The sequence below is a fragment of the Mesoflavibacter sp. SCSIO 43206 genome, assembly GCF_019904215.1.
In the GTDB taxonomy this organism is placed as follows: domain Bacteria; phylum Bacteroidota; class Bacteroidia; order Flavobacteriales; family Flavobacteriaceae; genus Mesoflavibacter; species Mesoflavibacter zeaxanthinifaciens.
The window spans coordinates 2891233-2917047 of the sequence record NZ_CP063201.1 but is presented as its reverse complement, the minus strand read 5'-3'; the positions used below and the strand labels follow the sequence as shown (position 1 = coordinate 2917047).

26 protein-coding genes and 1 other RNA gene are annotated in these 25815 nt (G+C 31.5%); 13 read left to right on the top strand and 14 right to left on the bottom strand.

The window, feature by feature from the left end; genetic code table 11:
- Positions 1 to 20 precede the first annotated feature (20 nt).
- The 4 genes from smpB to deoC all read right to left on the bottom strand — a co-directional run bounded on the left by smpB (position 21) and on the right by deoC (position 2463).
- On the bottom strand, positions 21 to 479 hold the full coding sequence (gene smpB, locus INR78_RS13435; RefSeq protein ID WP_223076927.1) for an SsrA-binding protein SmpB: 459 nt from the start codon (positions 477 to 479) through the stop codon (positions 21 to 23).
- A 22-nt stretch (positions 480 to 501) separates the two neighbouring features.
- Entirely contained in the window at positions 502 to 1020 is a 519-nt protein-coding gene (locus INR78_RS13430; protein WP_223076926.1) for a histidine phosphatase family protein, read from the bottom strand.
- Between the two features lie 7 nt (positions 1021 to 1027).
- Positions 1028 to 1726: a purine-nucleoside phosphorylase gene (deoD, locus tag INR78_RS13425; RefSeq protein ID WP_106678180.1), complete on the bottom strand. Its 699-nt coding sequence runs from the start codon at positions 1724 to 1726 to the stop codon at positions 1028 to 1030.
- A 65-nt stretch (positions 1727 to 1791) separates the two neighbouring features.
- Positions 1792 to 2463, bottom strand: coding sequence for a deoxyribose-phosphate aldolase (gene deoC, locus INR78_RS13420; RefSeq protein WP_223076925.1), 672 nt, complete (start codon positions 2461 to 2463; stop codon positions 1792 to 1794).
- 170 nt (positions 2464 to 2633) lie between these two features.
- On the opposite strand from deoC, the gene INR78_RS13415 reads away from it, so the two are divergent.
- A complete protein-coding gene (locus INR78_RS13415) occupies positions 2634 to 3173 on the top strand; it encodes a hypothetical protein (RefSeq protein ID WP_051169803.1) in 540 nt (179 codons plus the stop codon).
- Between the two features lie 95 nt (positions 3174 to 3268).
- Here INR78_RS13415 and INR78_RS13410 read toward each other — a convergent pair whose 3' ends face one another.
- Together INR78_RS13410 and clpB are read right to left on the bottom strand one after the other, a co-directional pair.
- A complete protein-coding gene (locus tag INR78_RS13410) occupies positions 3269 to 3643 on the bottom strand; it encodes a hypothetical protein (protein WP_223076924.1) in 375 nt (124 codons plus the stop codon).
- A gap of 165 nt (positions 3644 to 3808) precedes the next feature.
- Positions 3809 to 6415 (bottom strand): ATP-dependent chaperone ClpB, encoded by a 2607-nt coding sequence (clpB, locus tag INR78_RS13405; RefSeq protein WP_223076923.1) that lies wholly within the window; start codon positions 6413 to 6415, stop codon positions 3809 to 3811.
- Between the two features lie 183 nt (positions 6416 to 6598).
- On the opposite strand from clpB, the gene ytxJ reads away from it, so the two are divergent.
- Genes ytxJ through INR78_RS13390 form a run of 3 tightly spaced genes read left to right on the top strand, consistent with a single transcriptional unit; the run spans position 6599 to position 8104 of the window.
- Positions 6599 to 6979, top strand: a complete 381-nt coding sequence (gene ytxJ, locus INR78_RS13400) for a bacillithiol system redox-active protein YtxJ (RefSeq protein WP_223078076.1) — start codon at positions 6599 to 6601, stop codon at positions 6977 to 6979.
- A gap of 10 nt (positions 6980 to 6989) precedes the next feature.
- On the top strand, positions 6990 to 7499 hold the full coding sequence (locus INR78_RS13395) for a DUF3124 domain-containing protein (RefSeq protein ID WP_223076922.1): 510 nt from the start codon (positions 6990 to 6992) through the stop codon (positions 7497 to 7499).
- Positions 7499 to 8104 (top strand): MarC family protein, encoded by a 606-nt coding sequence (locus INR78_RS13390; protein WP_223076921.1) that lies wholly within the window; start codon positions 7499 to 7501, stop codon positions 8102 to 8104. The genes INR78_RS13395 and INR78_RS13390 overlap by 1 nt, the downstream gene beginning before the upstream one ends.
- Before the next feature lie 30 nt (positions 8105 to 8134).
- Here the strand turns inward: INR78_RS13390 and INR78_RS13385 are convergent, their stop codons facing one another.
- Together INR78_RS13385 and fahA are read right to left on the bottom strand one after the other, a co-directional pair.
- Entirely contained in the window at positions 8135 to 9316 is a 1182-nt protein-coding gene (locus INR78_RS13385) for a hypothetical protein (protein ID WP_255593084.1), read from the bottom strand.
- A gap of 118 nt (positions 9317 to 9434) precedes the next feature.
- Entirely contained in the window at positions 9435 to 10727 is a 1293-nt protein-coding gene (gene fahA, locus INR78_RS13380; RefSeq protein ID WP_027878783.1) for a fumarylacetoacetase, read from the bottom strand.
- Positions 10728 to 10837: 110 nt separating this feature from the next.
- Between fahA and glyA the strand changes: the two genes are divergently transcribed.
- Positions 10838 to 12109 (top strand): serine hydroxymethyltransferase, encoded by a 1272-nt coding sequence (glyA, locus tag INR78_RS13375; protein WP_223076920.1) that lies wholly within the window; start codon positions 10838 to 10840, stop codon positions 12107 to 12109.
- Positions 12110 to 12271: 162 nt separating this feature from the next.
- Here glyA and INR78_RS13370 read toward each other — a convergent pair whose 3' ends face one another.
- The 4 genes from INR78_RS13370 to INR78_RS13355 all read right to left on the bottom strand — a co-directional run bounded on the left by INR78_RS13370 (position 12272) and on the right by INR78_RS13355 (position 16403).
- Positions 12272 to 13834 carry a hypothetical protein gene (locus tag INR78_RS13370; protein WP_223076919.1) on the bottom strand — a complete coding sequence of 521 codons (1563 nt, stop codon included), beginning with the start codon at positions 13832 to 13834 and terminating at the stop codon, positions 12272 to 12274.
- Positions 13835 to 14131: 297 nt separating this feature from the next.
- Positions 14132 to 14512, bottom strand: a complete 381-nt coding sequence (locus INR78_RS13365) for a thioesterase family protein (RefSeq protein ID WP_223076918.1) — start codon at positions 14510 to 14512, stop codon at positions 14132 to 14134.
- 10 nt (positions 14513 to 14522) lie between these two features.
- Complete coding sequence (locus tag INR78_RS13360) at positions 14523 to 15266, bottom strand: carboxypeptidase-like regulatory domain-containing protein (protein WP_223076917.1); 744 nt, start codon at positions 15264 to 15266, stop codon at positions 14523 to 14525.
- A 102-nt stretch (positions 15267 to 15368) separates the two neighbouring features.
- On the bottom strand, positions 15369 to 16403 hold the full coding sequence (locus INR78_RS13355; protein WP_223076916.1) for a glutaminyl-peptide cyclotransferase: 1035 nt from the start codon (positions 16401 to 16403) through the stop codon (positions 15369 to 15371).
- A gap of 88 nt (positions 16404 to 16491) precedes the next feature.
- Here INR78_RS13355 and ffs point away from each other — a divergent pair.
- The 3 genes from ffs (at position 16492) to fsa (ending at position 18237) form a co-directional block, all read left to right on the top strand.
- An RNA gene (ffs, locus tag INR78_RS13350) (signal recognition particle sRNA small type) lies at positions 16492 to 16590 on the top strand.
- 87 nt (positions 16591 to 16677) lie between these two features.
- Positions 16678 to 17478 (top strand): SDR family oxidoreductase, encoded by an 801-nt coding sequence (locus INR78_RS13345; protein ID WP_223076915.1) that lies wholly within the window; start codon positions 16678 to 16680, stop codon positions 17476 to 17478.
- 105 nt (positions 17479 to 17583) lie between these two features.
- Positions 17584 to 18237 (top strand): fructose-6-phosphate aldolase, encoded by a 654-nt coding sequence (gene fsa, locus INR78_RS13340; protein WP_223076914.1) that lies wholly within the window; start codon positions 17584 to 17586, stop codon positions 18235 to 18237.
- Positions 18238 to 18291: 54 nt separating this feature from the next.
- On the opposite strand, the gene INR78_RS13335 is transcribed toward fsa, so the two are convergent.
- Both INR78_RS13335 and INR78_RS13330 read right to left on the bottom strand, forming a co-directional pair.
- Positions 18292 to 18705, bottom strand: coding sequence for a DUF2452 domain-containing protein (locus INR78_RS13335; protein ID WP_223076913.1), 414 nt, complete (start codon positions 18703 to 18705; stop codon positions 18292 to 18294).
- A 31-nt stretch (positions 18706 to 18736) separates the two neighbouring features.
- The gene (locus INR78_RS13330) at positions 18737 to 20299 is read right to left on the bottom strand and encodes a YdiU family protein (RefSeq protein WP_223076912.1); all 1563 of its coding nucleotides are present in this window, start codon (positions 20297 to 20299) and stop codon (positions 18737 to 18739) included.
- Positions 20300 to 20468: 169 nt separating this feature from the next.
- Between INR78_RS13330 and INR78_RS13325 the strand changes: the two genes are divergently transcribed.
- The 5 genes from INR78_RS13325 to INR78_RS13305 all read left to right on the top strand — a co-directional run bounded on the left by INR78_RS13325 (position 20469) and on the right by INR78_RS13305 (position 25791).
- On the top strand, positions 20469 to 22253 hold the full coding sequence (locus INR78_RS13325) for a helix-turn-helix domain-containing protein (RefSeq protein ID WP_223076911.1): 1785 nt from the start codon (positions 20469 to 20471) through the stop codon (positions 22251 to 22253).
- Positions 22254 to 22354: 101 nt separating this feature from the next.
- Positions 22355 to 23434 (top strand): serine hydrolase, encoded by a 1080-nt coding sequence (locus INR78_RS13320; RefSeq protein WP_223076910.1) that lies wholly within the window; start codon positions 22355 to 22357, stop codon positions 23432 to 23434.
- Between the two features lie 25 nt (positions 23435 to 23459).
- Positions 23460 to 24320: an SDR family oxidoreductase gene (locus tag INR78_RS13315; RefSeq protein WP_223076909.1), complete on the top strand. Its 861-nt coding sequence runs from the start codon at positions 23460 to 23462 to the stop codon at positions 24318 to 24320.
- A gap of 3 nt (positions 24321 to 24323) precedes the next feature.
- Positions 24324 to 24941 carry a CatB-related O-acetyltransferase gene (locus INR78_RS13310; RefSeq protein ID WP_223076908.1) on the top strand — a complete coding sequence of 206 codons (618 nt, stop codon included), beginning with the start codon at positions 24324 to 24326 and terminating at the stop codon, positions 24939 to 24941.
- Between the two features lie 205 nt (positions 24942 to 25146).
- On the top strand, positions 25147 to 25791 hold the full coding sequence (locus tag INR78_RS13305; protein WP_223076907.1) for a hypothetical protein: 645 nt from the start codon (positions 25147 to 25149) through the stop codon (positions 25789 to 25791).
- Positions 25792 to 25815 lie beyond the last annotated feature (24 nt).

Sequence of the window (25815 nt, the reverse complement as noted above, 5' to 3'; positions counted from 1 at the left end):
GTAATTATCAGAGACTTAAATTAATTATAAATTTTCTTAATACGATCTAGATTACGTTTGTTATCACGGTCTTTAATAGTTTCCCTTTTATCGTAAAGCTTTTTACCTTTAGCTAAGGCTATATCAAGCTTAGCAAGACCTCTTTCATTAATAAATAAACGTAGTGGTATGATAGTTAAACCAGACGTATTGACTTCTTTTTCTAACTTTTTAAGCTCACGTCTGTTAAGTAATAATTTACGTTCTGCTTTAGGTTTGTGGTTGTAGTAATTACCAAAAACATACTCTTGTATGGTCATATTGATTACAAATAATTCGCCATGGTCATTAAACTCGCAAAAACTTTCGGTAATAGAGGCTTTACTGTCTCTAATGGATTTAATTTCGGTACCAGTTAGGACAATTCCTGCAGTGTATTTGTCTAAAATTTCATATTGAAATTTAGCTTTTTTATTAAGTATGTTTATTTTCTTTTGCATTAGGGCAAAGTTACTAATTATATTATTGAATGCTTAACAAATAATCTGTTTTAGATTGATTTTTTATGGTAACTATATAAAGGTTTCCATTAACAGAGTCGTTTATATTTTGATGTTTTTCTTCATTTAAAACTTTATTGACAAACGAAGGAGTTGTATTGCTATGTCCAACTACTAAAACGGTTTTTCCTTTAGTATTATTAATAAACTCTTTACTGTACAACTCATTAGGTTTATAAAACTGAATGGGAATATTTTGTTTATTGGCAGTCGGTTGAGCTGTTTGTATAGTCCTGTTATAATTAGTTGAATATATTTTGTCAAATGTAATGTGCTTAAAAACGTCACTCCATTTTTTAGCTCTTTTGTGACCTTCAATAGTTAAATTAGGGTTTTTATTTGAAGGATTAGAACGATCTTTTTCTGCGTGTCTTATAAAATAATAAGTAGTGGTTTTAACAGCATTTTTTTCTTTTGGTTCTGATGTTTGTTCACAAGAAAAAAAAGTTAAGGTTATTAATAAGAATAAAAAATGTCTCATGGTTTATTTAGGCTAGTTCTAAAGCAATTTCAATCATTTCAGAAAAGGTAGTTTCGCGTTCTTCGCTAGTTGTTCTTTCTCCTGTTACTAAAGAATCTGAAATGGTTAAGATTGTAAGCGCATTAACCTTGTGTTTTGCAGCAACAGTATATAAGCCTGCAGTTTCCATTTCAACACAAAGTAACCCAAATTTTGACCATTTTTTGTACGATTCAAAATCGTCTGCATAAAACTCGTCACTAGTAAAAATGTTTCCTGCTTTAATAGGAATATTTTTGGCTCTAGCTACATTAACAGCTTTTTCAAATAATTCAAAATTAGCTGTAGGTGCATAATCTGCGCCACCAAAACGCAATTCGTTTAATCCAGAGTTAGAAGATGCCGCCATAGCAATAACAATGTCTCTAATTTTTACATGTTCTTGATAGGATCCAGCGCTACCAACTCTTATTAGATTTTTAACGCCGTATTCTGTAATAAGCTCGTGTGCGTAAATAGAAATACTAGGTACGCCCATACCTGTTCCCATCACAGATATTTTATTGCCTTTATAAGTACCTGTGTAACCAAACATGTTTCTTACACGGTTAAAGCAAACAGGGTTTTCAAGAAAAGTTTCTGCAATCCATTTAGCACGTAAAGGATCACCAGGAAGTAATATGGTTTCTGCTATTTCGCCTTTTTTGGCTTCAATATGTACGCTCATTTTTTAGTTAAAAGTATTTAAAGTGACTAAAGTGACTAAAGTGTCTAAAGTATTTAGAGTTGTGATTAATAATTACCTTCTTCGGCTTTTTGACCAGTTACAATTGCAATTCCGTTAGAAGTGCCAATACGTTCTGCACCAGCTTCTATATAGGCTTTTGCGGTTTCGGTATCTCTAATTCCACCAGAAGCTTTAATTTTTACATTGCATTTTTGGGAAACACTTTTCATTATTTCAACGTCATGTATTGTTGCGCCACCAGTACCAAAACCAGTAGATGTTTTGATAAAATCTGCTCCAGAGTTAATGGCTAACTCACTAGCCTTTATAATTTCAATTTCTTCTAAATAACAAGTTTCTAAAATGACTTTTAGTATGTTATTGGGCATAACTTGTTTTACAGCTTCTATGTCTTGCCAAACGGCATCAAATTTTTTACTTTTTAAGAAACCAACGTTAATTACCATATCAATTTCATCTGCGCCATCTTTTAGGGCTTGTTTGGTTTCTTCAACTTTTGCTTTTGTACTCATAGCGCCTAACGGAAAACCTATAACGCTACATACTTTAACATCTGAGTTGTTTAATTGAGTTTTAGCTAAACTAACATAGCAACTATTAACACAAACGGAGAAAAATTTGTGCTTTTTTGCTTCGTTGCATAGGTTAATAATATCTTGCTCTATAGCTATAGCTTTTAGAAGTGTGTGGTCTATATATGTGTTTAAAGAATTCATGTAAATTAATATTATGATATAAAGTTATATAAATTTTATACAGAATAATAATCTAATGGATGTTCATTTTTAAGATGAAGTAAAAACTTTTGAAAAGCATGATAAAAGTCAGTTTTTAAGCTCTAGGACTGCTATAAATTTGTGTCAGTAACTAAAATAAATATTACGACATGAAAAAATTATTATTACCATTAGCATTAATTTTATTAATATCATTTAAAGTATCTGCTCAAGAAGATAACCAAGGATTAAAAGGTGCTTGGTGGGCATTAGGACAACTAGAGTTTAATGATGATGAAGCATCAGATACAAGTACTTTTGGAATTATGCCTGTAGTAGGAACATTTGTTTCTCCTTCTGTTACAGTTGGTTTAGGTGTAGGTTATAGTTCTGTAAAAGTAGCAGATGCAGATGCTGTAGATGCAGTAACAGTAATGCCTTTAGCAAGAAAATACTGGAATATTAATGAGAAATTTTACATTTTTGGTCAAGCAGATGTACCATTAACTTTTTATGATGGAGCAACTGGTTATGGTTTTAATTTAAGACCAGGTGTTGACTTTTTTGTATCTAACGTATTAACTTTAGAAGCAACTTTTGGACAGTTTGGTTATAATGCAATTTCTCCAGATGAAGGAGATGCAGTAGGCACAACGTCTTTAGGTTTCAATTCTATGGATGTAAATTTTGGTATCAAATTATTATTTTAAGAGTTAGTTAGTTTAACCAAAATTTTCGAAAAGCCACTTTTTTCAAAGTGGCTTTTTTGATATTATATTATCATTATAAATCTAAATACCAGTAGTTATTTTAAAATGATTTTTTCTACCCAATTAATAGCATCTGTTAGATTATTAAAAATTTCAAAAGGCTTATTAAAAAATTGTCTTTCAAACTCAGCGCTTTGTCTCATTTTTAAATCATTTGGTATAACAGCAATAGCAACTAAATTAGACATTTTTTCAACTTCTTTATATACTAAAGGATTTACAGAGTAAGAGGTAACTCTGTTAGATATATAAGCCATATTTTTTCCTTTAAAGTGTTTTTTTAGTATTTGTCTAAGCTCTTTTGTTTCTTCTAAATCAATGGTAACACCTTCTTTAACTTGCTTAATTAAAAAGTTGTCAAAAACAAATACTTCTGCATGACTAATGTTGTAGTAGTGAATAAGTCCCATAGCTTTTAAAATGCAGTTCCTTATAAAGATATAAAAAAAAGCAACACTACACTTTTTCTATAAGAAAAGTCTTGTGCTGCTTTTTCAACTAACCAACCAATTATGAAAACGGTCTAACCTTTATAATATTATATGTCTTTTTAGTATTAACAGAACTTTATGAAATTATAATTCGTCTTCAACTAAATCGCCTTGATTTCTAAATACAAGTTCACCGTCAAACGCATCTAGTAAAATGATACTATCTGTATTTATTTTTCCAGCTAAAATCTCTTTACTTAATTGATTTAATACTTCTTTTTGTATTACTCGTTTTACTGGTCTTGCTCCATATTCTGGATTATAACCTTTTTCTGCTAAGTATGCTATTGCTTCTGGTGTAGCGTCAAAAGTTATACCTTGTTTAGCAATCATTTTAGTTACACTTTTTAATTGTAATCCTACAATTTGTGTAATGTTGTCTTGTGTTAAAGGTGTAAACATTATTGTATCGTCAATACGGTTTAAAAACTCTGGACGTACCGTTTGTTTTAGTAATCCTAACACATCTACTTTTGCAGCTTCCATAGCAGATTCTACATCTTTTGTAGCTTCAAAACGTTCTTGTATAATGTGACTTCCCATGTTTGAAGTCATGATTATAATTGTGTTTTTAAAGTCAGCCATCCTACCTTTATTATCTGTTAAATGACCTTCGTCTAAAACTTGTAATAGAATATTGAACGTATCCGGATGTGCTTTTTCAATTTCGTCTAACAATACAACTGAATAAGGTTTACGTCTTACTGCTTCGGTTAATTGTCCTCCTTCGTCATAGCCAACATATCCTGGAGGCGCACCAACTAATCTACTAACGGCATGACGTTCTTGATACTCGCTCATATCTATTCTTGTCATTGCGTTTTCGTCATCAAAAAGATACTCGGCTAACGCTTTAGCAAGTTCGGTTTTACCAACACCAGTTGTTCCTAAAAATAGGAATGTACCAATTGGTTTTTGTGGGTTTTGTAAACCTGCTCGACTACGTCTAACCGCATCACTTACTGCTTCTATAGCTTCGTCTTGACCAACAACACGTTTATGAAGCTCGTCTTCAAGTTTTAAAAGCTTTTCGCGTTCGCTTTGAAGCATTTTAGTAACAGGAATACCTGTCCATTTTGCAACAACTTCTGCAATATCATCATAGTTAACTTCTTCTTTAATTAAGCTATGTTCTGATTGCGATTGCAAGTCTTTTTGAAGGCTTTCCAGTTTTTCTTGCGCTTCTTTTATTTTACCATATCTAAGCTCGGCTACTTTACCATAGTTACCTTCTCGTTCTGCACGTTCGGCTTCAAGCTTAAAGTTTTCAATATCTTGTTTTGTGTTTTGGATATTGTCTACAACTTCTTTTTCGCTTTTCCACTTGGCGTTAATCTCGTTACGTTCTTCTTTAAGATTAGCAAGATCACTTCTTAAAGATTTCAGTTTTACTTCATCTTTTTCGCGCTTAATGGCTTCGATTTCAATTTCTAACTGCATTATTTTTCTATCCAGAACATCAAGTTCTTCTGGTTTAGAATTAATTTCCATACGCAGTTTTGAAGCTGCTTCATCCATTAAGTCGATAGCTTTATCTGGTAAAAATCTGTTGGTGATGTAGCGTTGAGATAACTCTACAGCGCCAATAATAGCTTCGTCTTTAATACGTACTTTATGATGCGTTTCGTACTTTTCTTTAATACCTCTAAGTATAGAAATGGCACTTTCTGTATCTGGCTCGTCTACCATTACTTTTTGAAAACGACGCTCTAAAGCTTTGTCTTTTTCGAAGTATTTTTGATACTCGTCAAGTGTAGTTGCACCAATTGATCTTAACTCACCACGTGCTAATGCAGGTTTTAGGATGTTAGCTGCGTCCATTGCACCTTGCCCGCCACCAGCACCAACAAGCGTATGGATTTCGTCTATGAAAAGAACGATATCACCTTCGCTAGTCGTCACTTCTTTGATTACAGCTTTAAGACGTTCTTCGAATTCACCTTTAAATTTAGCACCTGCAATAAGTGCACCCATATCTAAAGCAAAAATTTGCTTTTCTTTTAAGTTTTCTGGTACATCGCCATCTACAATACGATGTGCTAAACCTTCGGCAATAGCGGTTTTACCAGTACCAGGTTCACCTACCAAAATAGGGTTGTTTTTGGTACGACGCGATAAGATTTGTAAAATACGTCTAATCTCTTCGTCACGACCAATTACTGGATCTAGCTTACCGTCTTTAGCTAATTGATTTAGGTTTTTTGCGTACTTGTTTAAAGAATTATAAGTATCTTCTTGACTTTGAGATGTTACACGATCTCCTTTTCTAAGTTCCTCAATTGCAGCTTTTAAACCTTTTTCGGTGACGCTTTGGTCTTTTAGCATTTGTGCAATCTTGCTATTAGATTTTAAGATAGCTAAGATTAAATGCTCTATAGACACAAAATCGTCTTTCATGTTTTTTGCAATGATAGACGCTTCGTTTAGTGTTTTACCAGCTTCGCGAGATAACATAAGATCTGCGCCAGAGACTTTTGCAAAACTTTCTAGTTGTTTATCTAAAGCTTGTTTTAAGACTATTGTGTTAACATTTAACTTTTTTAATAAGAAAGGTAACACGTTTTCATCAACTTCTAAGATACCTTTAAAAAGGTGCTCGTTTTCTATTTGTTGATGCCCATAACTTTGCGCAATTTGTTGCGATTGTTGTATGGCTTCTTGCGATTTTATTGTATAATTGTTTAAGTTCATTTTTTTAAAATTTAGCAATGTTTGATTGCTTTATTTCAATTATCTTACCAATAGTATTTTAGCGACAAAATGTCTGTTAGCTACTGGTTTTTAGTGACTTTTAGTCAGTTTGTAAGTTTTAAAATTGAAGTCGACTTACTATATAAATTAACTTTCGCTATTGCGGAAAATGAATTATACATTATGTTTGGAAAACTTTTTGGAAATAATAAAACGCCTAAGGAAGAGAAAGTACTACCTTGGCAAAACTTAACAAGTATAGAGCAATTAGATGAAATTGAATTATCATCTAAAGGAAAAACACAGCTGATATTTAAACATTCTACAAGATGTGGAATTAGTAGAATGGTTTTAAACCAATTTACTGAAGCTTATGATTTAGATCTAAATGCAGATTTATATTATTTAGATTTGTTAAATTATAGAGATGTATCTAATGAGGTTGGTTACAAATTTCAAGTGATGCATCAATCACCACAATTACTAATTATTAAAAATGGAGTAGTGGTTATTCATGCTAGTCACGGTGCAATAAATGATTTAGATTTAAGTACCTTTATATAAAATTAATTTTATGAAAAAAGTAGCGCTTTTAATTACTGTTGTTAGTTTTTTGTTGAGTTGTGAAACCAAGCAAAATAATGAGCCTAAACCATCTAGTCATTTAGAATCTATGAAATGGACAGGAACTATTAATGATTCTCTAGTGTCTGGTAGTTCTTATTTATCGGTATATTCTCAAATATACAGTACTACAGAGCATAAAACACATGATTTGACCGCTACCGTTAGCATAAGAAATACAAATAGAACTGATACAATTTATATTAATAGCGCAGACTATTTTAATACAAAAGGCGACTTAATAAGACATTATATAAAACAACCAATTTTTGTAAAGCCTATGCAAACCATAGAAATTGTTATAGACGAAAATGATATTGAAGGAGGTACAGGAGCTAATTTTATTTTTGATTGGTCTGTAAAAAAGCTTACAAATGCTCCATATTTTGAAGCTGTTATGATATCTACTTCAGGACAACAAGGATTATCATTCACTACAAAAGGAGTTGATTTAAATTAATGAAAGAAATATTTACTACCATATTATTTTTGATTGCTGTAATAGATCCTTTAGGGTCTGTACCTGTATATTTAGAGGCTACTAAACATTTTGATAAGAAATATAAAAAACGTGTTGCTATAAGAGCTAGTGTAATAGCTTTCTTTGTTTTATTATTCTTTATAGTTATTGGACAATTAATATTAGAAGGGTTGAATGTTACATTAAATGCTTTTCAGATTTCTGGAGGCGTCATTCTATTTTTATTTGCTTTGACTATGATTTTTGGTAGTGGCAAACCAGAAAGCGAAAAACATCTTATTAAAGATTATAAGCATGTAACTATTTTTCCTGTAGCAATACCTTCTATAGCATCTCCTGGAGCAATAATGGCTGTAGTTTTAATGACCGATAACCATATTTACTCTATAAACCAACAATTAATTACGACATTTTTAGTTCTTTTTGTGGTTGCGCTAACAGGAGTCTTGTTGTTAGTAGCTGCTAATGTCCAAAAAAGAATAGGTGAGTATGGTATAACTGTAATTAGTAAGATTATGGGATTAATATTAGCATCTTACGCAGTGCAAAGCGTATTAACAGGCTTAAAAGACTTTTTTGCATAAAAAAACTCCCAATTAAGGGAGTTTTTCAGTTTATGAGAATGTCATTTGTTTTATAATACTTTTTAACTTCTGTTTTAAGTCTTCATTTGTATCATAAACCATTTGCTCATTTGTTGGAAATGGTACAGCTCTATTACCCAACAACCTTTTATCATCATCACTTAAAGCACGTCTATCTCCTCTAAATCTTCCGTAGAAGTTTTCAAAAATAAATTCTGAATCTATAGGAAAACTTTCTAACACCTGATTTTGTTTTAAGTCAGTAAATACAACTTGACCAATTACTTGAGTTGATTTTACTTGCTGTACTTCAGATAATCTAGCTAAAACTCTAACTATTTTATCTTGTTTTATATCATTTCCAGAACTGTCTTTAGCAACATTTCCGTTTTCGTCTAAAACATATTCCCAACCATCTACAATTTCAGCTTCTCTAACATATTCTTTTTCATAAAAATGTTCTGGAGAGATATTTATACGTTTAAGCTGCAATTGCATGGCATAATCATAATTAATTTCTGCAGATGCATTAGCATGATATAAAGTCCAAAAATTATCGTTTAAGCCATAAGTATCAAAGTCTAATAATTCTTCTTCTAATCTTGTAGGTACAATTTGGTTAGTTTCATTTTTAATAGAAACTATTACAAAGTCTGTTCCTTTAAAATGTGCTTGGTCCATTAAAGATCTAACATCTTTAAAATTAGGGTTGATGCGCTCTATGTCTTCTAATAAACCGTAGGCTTCTCTTGCGTTGTATTTATCTGAAGTGCTTAATAATTGTATTGCTTGACTGTATTTATAGTCGGAAACTTTAGATTTATAATCTATAATATCTGAGGTATAATTATTAAATTTAAATTTAATTGTTTTACCATTTATTTGAAGTGGTAAAACACTTTTTATAGAGTTTTGTCTACTATTTAAACGTGTGTAAAGATTGTAAATAGTCTCATAATACTCTGGATTACCATCTTGTTTTAGTTGGTTAATTCTGTAATGATTATCCTCTACAACTTTATAATAAGCGTCTCTTAACATAAGCACATAATCTTGTTTACGCTTAGCATTCTTATTTGTTTCAAGCTTTTTTAATGCATTATTAATTGCTTGATCGTAGTTACCAGTGTTTAACTGTTTTTCGATTTGTTTTCTTCCCACACAAGACGATAGTGCCAGAAAAAGTACTGTAATAATTGTAAAGTTTTTCATCTTCTTTGGGTTTTAAGGGTTATTAGGTTAAGTATTTTCAAGATGCGTGCCAAAACTAAAAATAAAACCCTTTAGATGGTCTAAAGGGTTTTATTTTTATAAAAAAAGATGTTATTTATTATTTATTCTTTTTTGGTTCAAAAACAGGTAATAGTTTTGTTTTTACTTCACCAAAACCAATGCGTGTTCCGTCTTTTTCGCAATAACCACGCATAATTACAGTATCATTGTCATTTATAAATTTACGCTCGGTACCATCTGCCATTTTTAAAGGTTTTTCTCCGCGCCATGATAGTTCTAACATTGATCCGTAACTGTCTGGTGTAGAGCCAGAAATTGTTCCGCTTCCCATCATATCTCCAGAGTTAACAGGACATCCGTTAACAGTATGATGTGCTAATTGTTGAGACATGCTCCAATACATATATTTAAAGTTAGATTTACTAACTACTTTTTCTTTAGCTTTTTCTGGTTGGATTGCAACCTCTAAGTTAATATCATAACTTTTTTGTCCTTTTTGTTGTAAGTAAGGAAGTTGCTTTTTTAAAGGTTTAGGTCCATCTGTTTTAAATGGTTGTAATGCATCTAATGTCACTATCCAAGGAGAAATTGAAGAGGCAAAGTTTTTTGCTAAGAAAGGACCTAATGGTACATATTCCCATTTTTGAATATCACGTGCAGACCAATCATTAAATAAGACTAATCCAAATATGTATTCTTCAGCTTCATCTACAGGAATTGGTTCTCCTAAATCGTTAGCATCTGTAGTTATAAAAGCCATTTCTAATTCAAAATCTACTAATTTACTTGGACCAAAAACAGGCTCTTCAGCACCAGCAGGTAAAGTTTGTCCTTGTGGTCTGTGTACTGGTATTCCTGAAGGAATAATAGAGCTGCTTCTACCATGATAGCCAACAGGTATGTGTAACCAGTTTGGTAACAATGCATTATCTGGATCTCTAAACATAGTACCAACATTTGTAGCATGTTCTATACTAGAGTAAAAGTCGGTATAATCACCAACTTGAACAGGTAATTGCATTTCAATTTCATCTAATCTAAATAATACAATTTCCTTGTGTTTTACATTGTTTTTTAATGTGTCGTTTTCAGCATCAAAAATTTCAGCAATTCTATTTCTTACAGCGCGCCATGTGTTGCGTCCATCTGCAATAAAATCGTTTAAAGTGTCTTGTAAGAAAATATCGTCAGTTAATGGGATACCATCAAAATAACCTAATTGATGTAAAGCGCCTAAATCTATTGCAGTATCACCAATACGTGTTCCGATGGTAATTATATCATCTCTGGTTAAAAAAACGCCAAAAGGTATGTTCTGTATAGGGAAATCTGAATTTTTATCGACGTGTAACCACGATTTTCTATCCGGATTGTTAGCTGTTAAAGGCATAAATATTTGTTGATTTGTTGTTTATAAATTCTAAGTAAATATATGTTTTTTGAATTATTTACAAGACATATTTCTTATTTTTGATAAATTTTTAACGAGTAACAAAAATTATGCAACGCGACGAACAAATATTTGAATTAATTGAAGCAGAAAAAGACAGACAGTTACACGGTATAGAGCTTATTGCTTCCGAAAACTTTGTAAGCGACCAAGTTATGGAAGCTGCTGGATCTGTACTAACTAATAAATACGCCGAAGGTTATCCTGGTAAGCGTTATTATGGTGGATGTGAAGTTGTTGATGAGGTAGAACAAATTGCAATAGACCGTGCAAAAGCATTGTTTGGTGCAGAGTATGCTAACGTACAACCACATTCTGGTAGCCAAGCTAATACAGCAGTTTACCATGCGTGTTTAAAACCAGGTGATAAAATTTTAGGTTTTGATTTATCTCATGGAGGACATTTAACACACGGATCTCCAGTAAATTTTTCTGGTAAATTATACAATCCTGTATTTTATGGAGTAGAAGAGGAGACAGGTGTTTTAAATTACGATAAAATACAAGAGATTGCTACCAAAGAAAAACCGCAATTAATCATTGCTGGTGCTTCTGCTTACTCTAGGGATATAGATTTTAAGCGTTTCCGTGAAATAGCAGATAGCGTAGGAGCTATTTTATTAGCAGATATTTCTCACCCATCTGGATTAATTGCTAAAGGTATTTTAAACGATCCAATGCCACATTGCCATATCGTAACTACAACGACACATAAAACATTACGTGGTCCAAGAGGCGGAATGATTTTAATGGGTAAAGATTTTGAAAATCCGTTTGGTATCACACTTAAAAACGGAAAACCACGTATGATGTCTTCTTTATTAGACTCTGGTGTGTTCCCAGGTAATCAAGGTGGACCATTAGAGCATATTATTGCTGCTAAAGCAATTGCTTTTGGAGAAGCATTAACAGATGACTTTTTACACTACATGTTACAAGTAAAGAAAAACGCAGCAGCTATGGCAAAAGCGTTTGTAGATCGTGGCTATAATATTATTTCTGGTGGTACAGATAACCACATGATGTTAATCGATTTACGTAACAAAAATATTACCGGTAAAGATGCAGAACAAGCATTGGTAAAAGCAGATATTACTGTAAACAAAAATATGGTGCCATTTGACGATAAAAGTCCGTTTGTAACTTCTGGAATTAGAATTGGTACACCAGCTATAACCACAAGAGGCTTAAAAGAAGGCGATATGGAAGCTATAGTTAATCTTATTGATGAAGTGATTACAAACCACGAAGACGAAGATAAATTAGATACCATTGCAGTAAAAGTAAATGCAATGATGAGTGATTTACCATTATTTGCTTAAATAGATAATTTCGCTTTCGCGGAAAGAAAAAGCTCACTGAAAAAGTGAGCTTTTTTTGTTTATTAGTCATTGTCATTCAGAGCGAAAGTGAAGAATCTTAAAAATAGATAACTATAGATTCTTCAGTCGTTCTTCCTTCTTCCTTCTGAACGACAAAAATTTTTACTCAAAAATAACATGCTGATAAGCACCTAAATCCGGACTTGCTGTACGATTAATACCTAAAATATCATTTGGTACTTGCGTAGCAAACGTAGCATTACCTTGTCCATTTGCTGCAGAATTTTCACCAATAATTAAGTCGTTTTCAAAAGGCGCTCTAAAATTAGGCGCTTCATTAAAAATGATATTTTCGTAATGGTTAATATTGTTGAAATCGTAATTATCACCATCAAAATTTCCGCTAGAATTATCAAATCGTAATAAGCAGTTGGTTAATTTAAAATTAAAAACTACGCTTGCGTCTTCAATTTCATCTACAATTAATTCTGGATTATCATTACCGTAAATAATACAGTTGTTAAAATTAGCTTCGGTTAAATCTGCTATTGTTGCAGAGTTATCTGCGTTAATTACAAAGTTGTTAATTAATAATGCAGGAAATTGTCTAAAACTGCTATCCCAATAATTAGCAATCGTACTATGTGTTACGTTGTATTTTCCTCCTAAAGTTGCGCCAAAACTAGCTTGACCAGAATTGTTGATAACTAAATTTTCGGCGTTTATCGATGTGTTTCTTCCTAAAATACCAAAAGTACTAGAGTTGTAAATCTGCGAATTGGTAATGGTTAATTTGTTAGTAGGCATACCTGCATTTGGGTTAGCATCAGATAAAATACCAACCGTACCATTTTTTATTGTTGCGTAATTTATGATGTTATTTTGGCTATCTTCAAATAGCCAAATGGTTCCCCATTGTCCTGGTACATCACTATAAATAGGCTCTAAACGGTCGCCTTCAAAAATAACTTCGTTTTCTAAAAGGTCTTGGTCATTACTTAACGCACCATTTATATTTAAAGATGCATTTTCTTGAACAATTAAACCTGAATTTGCATGAAAATGTACACGTGCACCAGCTTTTACAGTTAAGGTTTCGCCAGCAGGTACTGCTGCGTAACCGTAAATAACGTAGGGTTTTTCATTAGTAAAGGTTAATTCTTCAGGTAACAACTCGCGACCTTGCAAATCGGTTTCAACCGGTTGTCCATCAATAGTTAGGGTTAATGTTTCTACAATTTGAGTAGTTTCATCTCTATCAGGGTAAATAAAAACAGCATCTTTTATTAAGGTTACTAAATCTACATCTTGCTGTAAATTGCCTGAGTCAAAAAGGATTTTGTCGGTGTATAAAAATTCAAAATCTGTTGCCATATGATTTTGAATATCTTCTGTAATTTCGATAAAAACAAACATGCTGTCTTTTGCTAAAATTTCGACATTGTCAAAGTTTTTTCCAGCCATTCCGTCTACGTTTAATCGGTAACCAGATGTTTCGCCATTTTCTAGTCTAATGTTAGGAACGTAGATGTCTTCATCTGAATTATTATAAACTTTTAAAGTGTAAGTACTTGAGCCAATATTGGTAAAAACAGTGTCTAAATACACAGTGTCCTTAGAGAAACCTAAAGTACCATTGCTTGGTTGAAAGTCAAAATCTTTACGACAAGAACTCCACGTTAAAATGAAAATAAAAAGTGCAGTAAAATAGAGTAGGCGCTTCATATAATTGGCAGTTATCCTTTTAATAGTTGACTAAAATATAACTTTTTTAAAGGCTATTTAGTATGTGTGTTTAAAATTATTAAAATCTATTATAGAATTTCTTGAAAACCGTTAATTTGAGTGAATTTTAAGTCTCAAAATGGGAAAAATTGAATAGAAAATAGAGTTTTTTAATTCAAACAAGTTTTCGATACAGTTTTTCGTACCTCAAAACCACTCGAACTGACGCTTAATTATTATTTTGAAATCAAAATGAACAACAGGTTTAAACTGACAAAAATTAAATCATGCTTTAAATTAAAATAGATCGATAATTTCTTGCGGAATTCGGTTTGGTTTTAAAGTTTTACTATTCATAAAACACCATTTAGTTTCAGAATAGGCGCAAAGTTTTTTATCCACTAAAATTTCGACAATACGTATAGAAAATAAACCTTCACAAGATTTTACATAGGTTTTTAGTGTTACTGTTTCTCCTAAAAGAATTTGATGTTTATAGTCAATGTTGTGAGATAACATAACCCAAAAATACTGCTTTAGGATAGTTGTCGATACTTCGGTTTCCCAATGCGAAATAGCAATATCATTAACCCATTTTACATATCTAATGTTATTAACGTGGTTATTTTGGTCTAAATCCTCTTTGGTAACTAGTATTTGTTTTTGATGAATTTTCATAACACTAAATTTAGTCCTTCTCTTTATAAGCTTCAACTATGGCGTTAAATTCTTTTGCAGATTGCACTAAATATTCGATTAAATACACTTCTTTTTCTGGTTGTAATAGCTTACTATCTATATAGGAAGCTTCTATGTATTGAATAAATAAATCCTGTTGATGATTTTGTATTTTTAATGTGTTTTTGAAGAAGAATTGATCTAGTGTTTTAGAGTTTTCAAAGGTTGAAATTAACTCTTCGTAAGTAGCATATTGTATAGGTTGTTGTTTGTTTTTATTTTTAAAAAGTTTACCAATCATATTAAAGACTTGAATAAAATCTATACCACCATCATTTAAATTTCCATATAAATGTGGATTATTTTTTATGTCTTCTAATATTTGATTATGTAAATTAGTTTCTACCTCTTCTATAGTTGCTAATTTAGGCATGTGTTTTTCTCTTAAAATAACTTCTTCTAATTCGTTATTAATTTTTTTTAATTCGATTACAAATGTATCGTCTGTATGTGAAGCATTAACGACTAAAGTTTGTTCATGATAAAAGATAGAACTAAAATGTAATGTGTCATTAACTTTTGCTGGGATAGTAAAATGTCCTTTTTTATTAGAAACCGTAAACTTTTTTGTATTGAGGTTTACAATCTTAATATTTTCTATTGCAGCAATAGAGTCGTAAACTATTCCATTTACTTTTTGAGCATTAGCAAAAAAACAAGTAAAGAGCGTTAGTATGAAAGCAAAATACCTCAATAGACTTTAGGTTAGTTAGTCCATCAAAAATAGAATTATTGCTTAGTCAATTTTAAAAATTATAAAACTTTAACGCTTTGTTTTTAAATGTTTAACAGTGTTTTATTGAATGATTTTTACCTCAAACAATTTGTCCCAACGTTTACCAGTTAAGAAAAAAGTTTTGGTTTCTGGGTTGTAGGCTATACCGTTAAGCGTATTTTCGTCTAAAGAAAAATTGTCTATTTGATCTGTTAATATTTTGCAGTCTATTACAGCATCTACAGCACCGTTTTTAGGATTAATTACAGCAATACCTTTACGTTGCCAAATGTTTGCATAGATTTTATTATTAGCCCATTCTATTTCATTTAAACGACCAATTTTTCCTTTAGCTGTACATACTTGGATATGGTCAGTTTCTACCAAAGTTTCAGGGTTTATAGTCCAAATCAAACTAGTACCATCGCTTTTGTAAAGCTGTTTACCGTCATTACAAAATCCCCAACCTTCTTTACTTTTACCGTAATTAAAACTTCCCGTTTTTTCTAAAGTTTCTGCATTATAGGTAAATCCTTTTTTTGCCATCCAAGTTAAATGGTAAACTTTATTATTTAAAATAGTTAAACCTTCTCCAAAAAAAGCATCAGGAATACTTATTTCTTGTAAAACATCACCAGTTTTATAGTCAATTTTTCTAATCTTAGACTCGCCACGTTGTCCAGTACTTTCATATAAAACGCCATTATTAAACTCTAATCCTTGAGTAAAAGATGTTTTATCATGTGGATAGGTGTTTAATATTTCAACTTTATAAAATTTAGGGTTTTTATCATTTAATATGGAAATAACTTCGGTTACCTCAACAGTTTTATCATCAAATTTTACAGAAGCTGTAATGGTATGTTCACCTAATTTAAAACCTGATAGTGGTTGATTTTTAGAAATTGATTTACCATCTAAAGAAAAATCTACCGAAGAAATTTCAATATTTTTCGGATTAATAAGAGCGACTTCTAGCGTTTTATCAATGCTAATTGTGCTGTTTTCTGTATTAGTTTTTATAGATAAACTTTTTTTTAGGGTTTCTACGTCTTCACCACAAGCCGTTAATAAAACGGTTAAAATTATGATTGTAAGCTGTTTAAGTGTATTCATTTTAAAAAGAAATTATTCAGCAAGTTATTTATTAAAATTCATTATAAAAAATCATTGTGAAAAAATTAAAAGTGTGTATCTTTGCAGCCGGCAAGTCCTACACAACCAGCTCCTGCTGAATCCTCCAGGTCGGGAACGAAGCAAAGGTACGCGGTCGTAGCGGTGTGATGTAGGTAGCTTGCCTTTTTTTGTACCCAAAACTTAACGTTTTAGAGTTAAGATTTTTTAAATTCGCTTTACTTTTATTTCAAAATTCAAAACTTATTTTTCTACAATGTCTAAAGTTATATTAATTACAGGAGGATCTTCAGGAATTGGTAAATCTATAGGTGATTTTTTAACCCAAAAAGGGTACATTGTCTATGGTACCAGTCGTAACCCTAAAAACTACACCAATAGTAATTTTAATTTAGTTGCTTTAGATGTTAATAATACTGAAACTATTAACGAAGCTGTAAAAACCGTTATTGACGCCGAAGGTAGGTTGGATGTTTTAGTTAATAATGCAGGTGTTGGTATTACTGGAGCTATAGAAGAAATACCTGCAGAACAAATACAACATAACTTTAATACTAACTTTTTTGGACCAATTAATGTAATAAAAGCGGTATTGCCACAAATGCGAAAGCAGCAATCTGGTTTGGTTATTAATATTACATCTATTGCTGGCTATATGGGATTACCTTACAGAGGAATATACAGTGCAAGTAAAGGTGCTTTAGAGATTTTAACCGAAGCATTTAGAATGGAAACTAAAGACTTTGGAGTCAAATTTACAAACATTGCTCCAGGAGATTTTGCAACTAATATTGCTGCAGGACGTTATCATGCACCAGTATTAAAAGACTCGCCATATACAAAATACCCTAATGTATTAAAAGACATAGATGAAGATGTAAGTAGTAGTGGATCACCAATTGCAGTTGCCAAAAAAGTGCATGAAGTAATTAATACTAAAAATCCAAAAATACATTATAAAGTTGGTGCTTTTATGCAGAAGTTTTCTATTGTATTAAAGTTTTTACTTCCAGATAAAATGTACGAAAAATTGCTTTTAAACCATTACAAGCTTTAAGAAGATAAAATGTTAATATTATTTAATATTAAATTTTAATCAACATGTATTAAAGTTGTACTTTCGTAAGCACAAATTATACACAACTAATAAATACTATTTAAAATGAAATTTTTTATTGATACTGCCAATTTAGACCAAATTAGAGAAGCACAAGATATGGGTATTCTTGATGGTGTTACTACAAATCCATCTTTAATGGCTAAAGAAGGTATTACAGGTCATGATAATATCTTAAAACACTATGTAGATATTTGTAATATTGTAGATGGAGATGTAAGTGCAGAAGTGATATCTACAGACTATGAAGGTATGGTAAAAGAAGGTGAAGCTTTAGCCGAATTACATGACCAAATTGTTATCAAATTACCAATGATAAAAGATGGTGTAAAAGCTTGTAAATATTTTAGTGATAAAGGAATTAAAACTAATGTAACATTAGTATTCTCTCCAGGTCAAGCTTTATTAGCAGCAAAAGCAGGAGCGACTTATGTAAGTCCGTTTATTGGTCGTTTAGATGATATTTCTACAGATGGATTAAACCTAATTGCAGAAATTAGACACATCTTTGATAACTACAATTTTGATACTGAAATTTTAGCAGCTTCTGTACGTCACACAATGCACGTTATAGATTGTGCTAAGATTGGTGCAGATGTAATGACAGGACCATTAAGTTCTATTGAAGGTTTACTAAAACATCCTTTAACAGATAGTGGTTTAGCTAAGTTTTTAGAAGATTATAAAAAAGGAAACTAGTTGTATTGCTAGAACAAAATAAAAAAGTCCTAAGTGTTTTGCTTAGGACTTTTTTTATTGATCATTTTCTACTTTTTTCCACATATGTTCAGAATTAAGATAAAAACTACCTACAAAATCAAAATTGCATTCCGAAGGAGCAATTATTGATAAAAACGGTAAGTTGTTTTTATCTCTGTACAAGTGATAAACTTCACCTAAAATAGGCTCGAAATTAAATTTAGCATTATACACAAGGTTATTATACTCAAGCTCTTCCATCATTCTATCATATTCTGCTTTAAGCTCTAAATATTTTGCCTTAATTTGTTTATTGGCTTTATGTATGTTTTTATTCTTCCAAGTAATATTTTCCTTTACAACAATTGCTGGCGCGCCAACATTGGTTGCATAAGGTTTTAATGCAGCATCATAAGAATTTGTGTTATTATTAAACACTACATTATCAGGTTTTTTCTCTGTAGACATTGCTAATTTATTTTAGGCAAAGATACTAATTTTAAGAGCTACAAGATAGCATAGAACAACCTACTTTGTGTCTTGCCCATTCTGGTCGTTTTGCAAACCATTTTTGATGTACTGGTTGCTCTGCATAAGGTTGCTTTAATAGATTAAATAACTCGTCGATTAAACTGTAATTACCTTTATTGGCATCATCTATTGCTAGTTGCGCCATGTAGTTTCTTAAAACATATTTAGGGTTAATACTGTTCATTTGTTTTTTTCTCGCTTTCGCGGAAATTGTCTCACGCTTTAATCGTTCAGCATAAGATAAAAACCACAGGTTCCATCGCGTTTTAATGGCTTCGGTAATTGTTTTTGGTGTATAAAATGCTTCAGAAATTAATTGAAATCCTTCCGAATGTTTTTCACTTTCAAAATCTGCCAATAACCTAAAGAATATGGTAAAATCAGTTTCAGTTAGTTGTAAACAATCTTCTAACTCTTGAATTAAAACAGCGTCTTTTTCATCTTTCAATTGTAACCCTAATTTAGAGCGCATCATCGTTTTGTAGCGCTCTATTTTTTGTTCTCCAAAGTTGCCTAAAATAGCCTCAAAACCTTCAGCTTCATTTACTAAAGGATATAAAGCATTAGCAAGCTGAAATAAATTCCAATGCACAACATTTACTTGTGCGCCATAACGGTAACGTTTGCGTTGTGCATCTGTGGTATTTGGCGTCCAACCAGGCTCGTAACCTTCTAACCAACCATAAGGACCATAATCTATAGTTTGTCCTAAAATGGACATGTTATCGGTGTTCATTACACCATGAACAAAACCAACACGTTGCCAATGGATGACCATATCAAGACTTCGGTTAGCTACTTCGTTAAAAAACTTTAAATAAACATCTTTACTCGGTTTTCCTAAGAAAGAATAATGTGTGTTAATGGTATAATCTACAAGCGTTTTTAAGGTTTTAAAGTCTTGTCTTGCTGAGAATATTTCAAAATTACCAAAGCGTAAAAAGCTTTGCGACACACGACAAACAATTGCGCCTTTTTCATATTCTGGATTGCCGTCATATAATTTATCACGCAACACTTGGTCGCCAGTAAGTGCTAAACTTAAAGCACGCGTTGTTGGTATACCTAAATGGTGCATTGCTTCGCTACACAAATACTCACGGATAGAGCTTCTTAAAACAGCTAATCCATCAGCGCTTCTGGAATAAGGTGTTTCTCCAGCACCTTTTAATTGTAATTTCCAGTTAGTGTTATCGTGTTCAACTTCAAATAAATTAATTGCTCTACCATCGCCTAATTGTCCTGCCCAATGTCCAAATTGGTGTCCACCATAACACATGGCGTAAGGTTTGGTATTATCAAGAATTTTATTTCCTGTAAAAATGCTTAGAAACTCTTCAGTATTTGCGTCTTCAGCAGTTAAACCTAAGATTTCTAATACTTCTGGAGATACATGAATTAGCTTTGGATTAGACGTTTTTTTAGGTGAAACAAAGCTATAACACGCTTCCTTGACTTGTCTACGACTGTTTTCTGTTTTAGAATCTGCAGGAAGCTGGTTTATAAAGCTATTTTTTATGTTGAATTTCATTAAACCTTTTCTTTTTCAATACAAAGATAAGGATTGTTTATTTGCTTCTTTAATTAACTAGTCACATTAAATTGTTTTAAATTTTATGATAAACTAACATATTAAAGCCTTAATTTATTAATATTGTCTATTGATTTTTATTTAAAATAATTAGAGTTCATTACAAATAATGATAGATAATAAGTCTATAGCTGTTCTACCTTTTGTCAATATGAGTAATGATATTGATAACGATTACTTTTGTGACGGAATTACAGAAGAAATTATTAATGCTTTAACCAAAATTAAGGGACTAAAAGTAATTGCTAGAACTTCTTCTTTTGCTTTTAAAAACAAAAGCATTGATGTTAGACATATTGGTAGTCAATTAAGTGTAGCAACCATCTTAGAAGGTAGTATTAGAATATTTAAAGATAGAATCCGTATTAATACCCAGTTAATACGAACAAATGATGGTTTTCAAATTTGGTCACAAAATTTTGATAGAAAATTAGATCATATTTTTGAACTTCAAGATGAAATAAGTTTAATAATTGCAGAACAGATTAGGGAAAACTTTGGGCACTTACATATACATAACCACATATCTATAATTGGTACTAAAGATATTTATGCTTATAAGTTATATTTAAAAGGTAGAGCTTATCAACTTAATTGGGTTTTAGAAGATTATCTTAAGGCTATAGATTATTATAAAAAAAGTATAGCAGTTGATACGAATTTTTATGATGCTTACTTTGCATTAAGTAGATCCTATGGTATTTTATCTAGTTGGGGATTTATAGATAAAACAGAAGGAGAAAGATTAGCTAAATACTATTTAAGTAAGGGTTTAAAAATTAATTCATCATCTTATTTAGCATATTTTTCTCAATCCTCATTAAGTTTTTGGAACCAATGGAATTACACTAAAGGCATAAATTTATTAAAAGAGACATTACATAAAAACCCAAACTATGCTATAGCTTATGAGGGTATTGCCGAAATATATATGGCTACTAATCAGCTAGAAAAAGCTTTGCTAAATATTAATAAGGCTATAGAAATTAGTCCATTGTCACCTAATCATCATTTTACTAAAGGAAATATTTATTTTCTAAAAAAAATGTATAATGAATCTATTATACATTTAAATGAATGTTTAAAAATAGATCCAAATTTTAGTCTAGCTATTGAAACTAAATTAGCATGTTATATATTTCTAAATGATACTTCAAAATTTGAAAACTTTATTGCTGTAATGCCACAACTAAATAATCCTGAAATTTGCAAAGCGTTATTTAGTTTGATTAATAAAAAGCAATTAAAAAGACCTATTAACATTGCCACTATTGATATAGATGAAAGTTTTAAAAATATATATCCTTGGTATTTTTATTTATTGATACATTATGGTGATACAGAAAAGGCACTAGATGTTTTTGAAGATAAAATGAAATTAAAAGTAGGTCAATTAGTTAATTTTCAATTAGATCCTTTCTTAGATCCTTTGAGAGAAAACAAGCGTTTCCTATTAATAACAAAGCAAATTATTTCTTTAGAATCATTCTCAGAAAATAAAGAAGTTATAAATAAAGATGAAAGAGAAATTTCAAAACCTTTTAATGATTCTGAGATCAAGGAGTATAAGTCGATATTAGAGAATTTTATAAAAAAAAATAAGCCATTTTTAAATCCAAATCTTTCATTAAAAGAATTAGGAGGAAGTATTGATTTACATCCTAATAAATTGTCTTGGTTACTTAATACTGAATTCAATAAAAATTTTAATGATTTTATAAACTACTTTCGTCTTAATCATTTCAAAACTATAGCCTTAGATCCTAAAAATTCTCATCTTACTATTCTTGGGTTAGCTTATGATAGTGGTTTTAATTCTAAAAGCGTATTTAATACTTACTTTAAAAAAGCCGAAGGTATTACACCTAGAGTTTGGATGAAGCAAAACTTGTAGTAAATTGTAATAAGTTCGTTTCAGATTATAATTTAGCACGACTCATAACTGTTTATACTTCAATTTTGCATTATCAAATAATCAATTAAAAACGAACAGTTATGACAACATTGCACAAATTATTAGTCGCTTTAGCCATTACCATGGTCATCCTTTTTACATCATGTTCATCAGATGATGACAACAACACTCCTTCCATTGATTACACAACTGCTGAAAATTTATTAACCGATATCAACTTTCAAGGTTATACTATTATCACAAAAAATGGAAATGATTTAGTCCGACAAGGATTTGGTTTAGCAAATGAAAATACTGCACTTCCTCAAGATTACCAATTAGGCTATCGTATTGGTTCTGTATCAAAAACCTTAACTGCAGCAGCAATTATTCAGCTAAAACGTGATGGTTATATTTCTAATTATAATCAAACTTTAGATGAATTTGATCCTGAATTTCCAAACGGAAATCAAATTAGTATTGCACAACTGTTATCACACCAATCCGGTATTCCAGATTATCAATTTGTGGTTGAAGACGCTGCAGCACAAGGAAACTTTTTTGATGAAGAAGACATCTATGAAGTGATTATGGAACTCATTTCCGAAAACGGACTCAACTTTACACCTGGTGCAGGAAAACAATACAGTAACTCTAACTACCTTATCGCTGCGTTGTTGGTTGAAGAACTTACAGATATGTCTTATCACGAGTACATTCAGCAGAATATTTTCAATCCTTTGCAAATGACAAACACGTACAGAGGCACAGATAATATTAACCCAAATATACATGCAGAAGGCTATAACAATGGTAATGCAAACAGTGTTTACCCGATGAATTTAGCGTTTGGCGCTGGTGATTTTAGCAGCACACCAAAAGATATGGAAACGTGGACAAATGCGGTAAAAACAAACTGGTTTTCAGCTACAGAAAAAGAAGACATATTCGCTCAGGATGTACCAAGTGGCTATGTAGATTTTGGTTTGGGTTGGTTTACAACACAAGAAGGTAACACCACACTATACTGGCATGGTGGCGATATAGACGGTTATTGGAGCATGATTGGTTTTGTGCCAGAATACAACGCAACTATTGTATTATTAAGCAATCAACAAGACGATTCTGGAGAGCAGCGCAATACCATAATTCAGCAACTGTTAACTAATGAGTTTAATTAAGGTTCAATCTTAAACATCACACAAAATGCAACATACCAATATATTATTAGCTGGTGCTACTGGTTATCTTGGTAGACATTTATTAAAGGTTTTAATAGAGAAACAAAACCAGGTGGTTGCTATTGTCCGTAAGCCAAACCAACTAGATAATCCTAATGAAAATTATCTGGAAATTAAGCAAGCCGAAGTCACCAAACCAGAAACTTTAAGAGACATTTGCAAAGGGATAAATACGGTCATTTCAACCGTTGGTATTACGAGGCAAAAAGATGGTTTAACCTATATGGATGTCGATTATCAAGCAAATATGAATTTGCTTATTGAAGCCAAAAAAAATGGTGTTAATCATTTTGTTTATGTGTCTGCCATTAATGGTGATAAACATCGAAATTTGAAGATTTTTGAAGCCAAAGAAAAGTTTGTTGATGCTTTAAAAGCTTCAGGGTTAAATTACACGATTGTAAGACCTAACGGGTTTTTCTCAGATATGAAAGATTTTCTGCAAATGGCAAAATCGGGTCGTGTGTATTTATTTGGATCAGGAAATCAAAAATTTAACCCAATTCATGGAGAGGATTTAGCAAAAGCTATTGTCGATAACTTAGAAGATTACAATAACGAATTATCCGTTGGAGGTCCTGATATATTGAGCTTAAATGATATTAGTAAACTCGCACTGACCTCATTAAAAAAGCCAATAAAAATAACGCATTTACCAGATTGCTTAAGACGATTCACCATTTGGACTTTAAGAACTTTTACCAGCGTTAAAATATATGGTCCTATTGAATTTTTCTTAACATTAATGGCAGACGATAATGTGGCACCTACCTATGGAAGATACCATTTAAAAGACTATTTTAGAGAAGAAGCTAAAACGCTATAAATTATGAATATTCCAGATCCAAATACCGTTTTTCCGTTAGCCAATTACGATAAGTTGTGCTTTTTGAAAAACTCCATTAACAATCCTAATATTGAAGTTGGTGACTACACCTATTATGACGATTTTGAAGATGTTTCTAACTTTGAAAAAAACGTAAAATACCATTTTGATTTTATAGGTGATAAACTCATCATTGGTAAGTTTTGTATGATTGCTTCTGGTGCAACCTTTATTATGAATGGTGGTAATCATTTAACCGAAGCCACATCAGCATATCCATTTGCCATATTTGGTGGTGCATGGCAACACGCTATGGATGGTAAAAGCTATCCAACCAAAGGTGATACCGTAATTGGTAATGACGTATGGATTGGTCATGATGCTACCATTATGCCTGGCGTAACCATTGGTGACGGCGCTATTATAGCCACAAAAGCAGTGGTTGCAAAAAACGTAGAACCCTATACTATTGTTGGTGGAAATCCTGCAAAACCTATTAAAAAGCGGTTTTCTGAAGATACCATTTCAAAACTATTAGAACTTAAATGGTGGGATTGGGATATCGAGAAAATCACTCAACATGTAGATAAACTTTCATCTCATCCTGAAACATTGTTATAAAATATTACCCTAAGAACGAATAAGAGGTTTAGCACTAATTGTGTTAAGCCTTTTTTTTATTCAAAAATACTTCAAATTGAATAATAAGTATTGAATTTCAAAAAGGTTTGAAATCATAATTCAGGACGATTAACATTCACTTCTGTTTCATTTTTGTCACATCAAATAATCAATCAAAATACGAACAATTTAAACATCAATCACAATGAAAAAATTACTAATTATTTGCTTAACATTATTCACAATTCACGGTTTTGCTCAACAGATTTCAAAACAAGGAAAAAACCATGACACAGATTTAAAATACAGAGTTAGTTTTCCGGCAATTATTTTAGGAAATATTGGAAAAGGCGGCGAAAGAACCAACACACAACACATTGAATTACACGTTAAACGTGAGCTTGACGCCAAAAACATCGTTGGTTTTAAATTTGCTACATGGAGATTATTTCAACCTATGGGCATTCAATGGTGGGACGGACTAAAAGATAAAATAGACTCTGAAACCGAATTTTATCTTGGTTATTTACGCGAAACAGGTATAGGTATATCTTATCAACGTATGCTTTGGAAAGGATTATTTGCTTCGGTTGAAGTTTTACCGTTATACAAAACCTATTTAGATCTTGATGACAAAAAAATAACTAACGGTTTTAAACTTTACAACTCATATCATATAGGTTATCATTTTGCTTTTGGAAAAAAGAAACAGTTTTTTATAGAACCACAATTTCATTGTAATGTTTGGCATTTTGACACCAATACGCCAGATTCATTTAAGCAACTCGACAACAAATGGGATTCTTATTTCCTATTTGAGCCTAATCTTTATATTGGTATAAAATTTTAACCTATAAGACCATCTTAAAATTCT

Coding starts and splice junctions, on each gene's coding strand:
- smpB (WP_223076927.1), bottom strand. CDS start 479: ATGCAAAAGAAAATAAACATACTTAATAAAAAAGCTAAATTTCAATAT.
- INR78_RS13430 (WP_223076926.1), bottom strand. CDS start 1,020: ATGAGACATTTTTTATTCTTATTAATAACCTTAACTTTTTTTTCTTGT.
- deoD (WP_106678180.1), bottom strand. CDS start 1,726: ATGAGCGTACATATTGAAGCCAAAAAAGGCGAAATAGCAGAAACCATA.
- deoC (WP_223076925.1), bottom strand. CDS start 2,463: ATGAATTCTTTAAACACATATATAGACCACACACTTCTAAAAGCTATA.
- INR78_RS13415 (WP_051169803.1), top strand. CDS start 2,634: ATGAAAAAATTATTATTACCATTAGCATTAATTTTATTAATATCATTT.
- INR78_RS13410 (WP_223076924.1), bottom strand. CDS start 3,643: ATGGGACTTATTCACTACTACAACATTAGTCATGCAGAAGTATTTGTT.
- clpB (WP_223076923.1), bottom strand. CDS start 6,415: ATGAACTTAAACAATTATACAATAAAATCGCAAGAAGCCATACAACAA.
- ytxJ (WP_223078076.1), top strand. CDS start 6,599: ATGTTTGGAAAACTTTTTGGAAATAATAAAACGCCTAAGGAAGAGAAA.
- INR78_RS13395 (WP_223076922.1), top strand. CDS start 6,990: ATGAAAAAAGTAGCGCTTTTAATTACTGTTGTTAGTTTTTTGTTGAGT.
- INR78_RS13390 (WP_223076921.1), top strand. CDS start 7,499: ATGAAAGAAATATTTACTACCATATTATTTTTGATTGCTGTAATAGAT.
- INR78_RS13385 (WP_255593084.1), bottom strand. CDS start 9,316: ATGAAAAACTTTACAATTATTACAGTACTTTTTCTGGCACTATCGTCT.
- fahA (WP_027878783.1), bottom strand. CDS start 10,727: ATGCCTTTAACAGCTAACAATCCGGATAGAAAATCGTGGTTACACGTC.
- glyA (WP_223076920.1), top strand. CDS start 10,838: ATGCAACGCGACGAACAAATATTTGAATTAATTGAAGCAGAAAAAGAC.
- INR78_RS13370 (WP_223076919.1), bottom strand. CDS start 13,834: ATGAAGCGCCTACTCTATTTTACTGCACTTTTTATTTTCATTTTAACG.
- INR78_RS13365 (WP_223076918.1), bottom strand. CDS start 14,512: ATGAAAATTCATCAAAAACAAATACTAGTTACCAAAGAGGATTTAGAC.
- INR78_RS13355 (WP_223076916.1), bottom strand. CDS start 16,403: ATGAATACACTTAAACAGCTTACAATCATAATTTTAACCGTTTTATTA.
- INR78_RS13345 (WP_223076915.1), top strand. CDS start 16,678: ATGTCTAAAGTTATATTAATTACAGGAGGATCTTCAGGAATTGGTAAA.
- fsa (WP_223076914.1), top strand. CDS start 17,584: ATGAAATTTTTTATTGATACTGCCAATTTAGACCAAATTAGAGAAGCA.
- INR78_RS13335 (WP_223076913.1), bottom strand. CDS start 18,705: ATGTCTACAGAGAAAAAACCTGATAATGTAGTGTTTAATAATAACACA.
- INR78_RS13330 (WP_223076912.1), bottom strand. CDS start 20,299: ATGAAATTCAACATAAAAAATAGCTTTATAAACCAGCTTCCTGCAGAT.
- INR78_RS13325 (WP_223076911.1), top strand. CDS start 20,469: ATGATAGATAATAAGTCTATAGCTGTTCTACCTTTTGTCAATATGAGT.
- INR78_RS13320 (WP_223076910.1), top strand. CDS start 22,355: ATGACAACATTGCACAAATTATTAGTCGCTTTAGCCATTACCATGGTC.
- INR78_RS13315 (WP_223076909.1), top strand. CDS start 23,460: ATGCAACATACCAATATATTATTAGCTGGTGCTACTGGTTATCTTGGT.
- INR78_RS13310 (WP_223076908.1), top strand. CDS start 24,324: ATGAATATTCCAGATCCAAATACCGTTTTTCCGTTAGCCAATTACGAT.
- INR78_RS13305 (WP_223076907.1), top strand. CDS start 25,147: ATGAAAAAATTACTAATTATTTGCTTAACATTATTCACAATTCACGGT.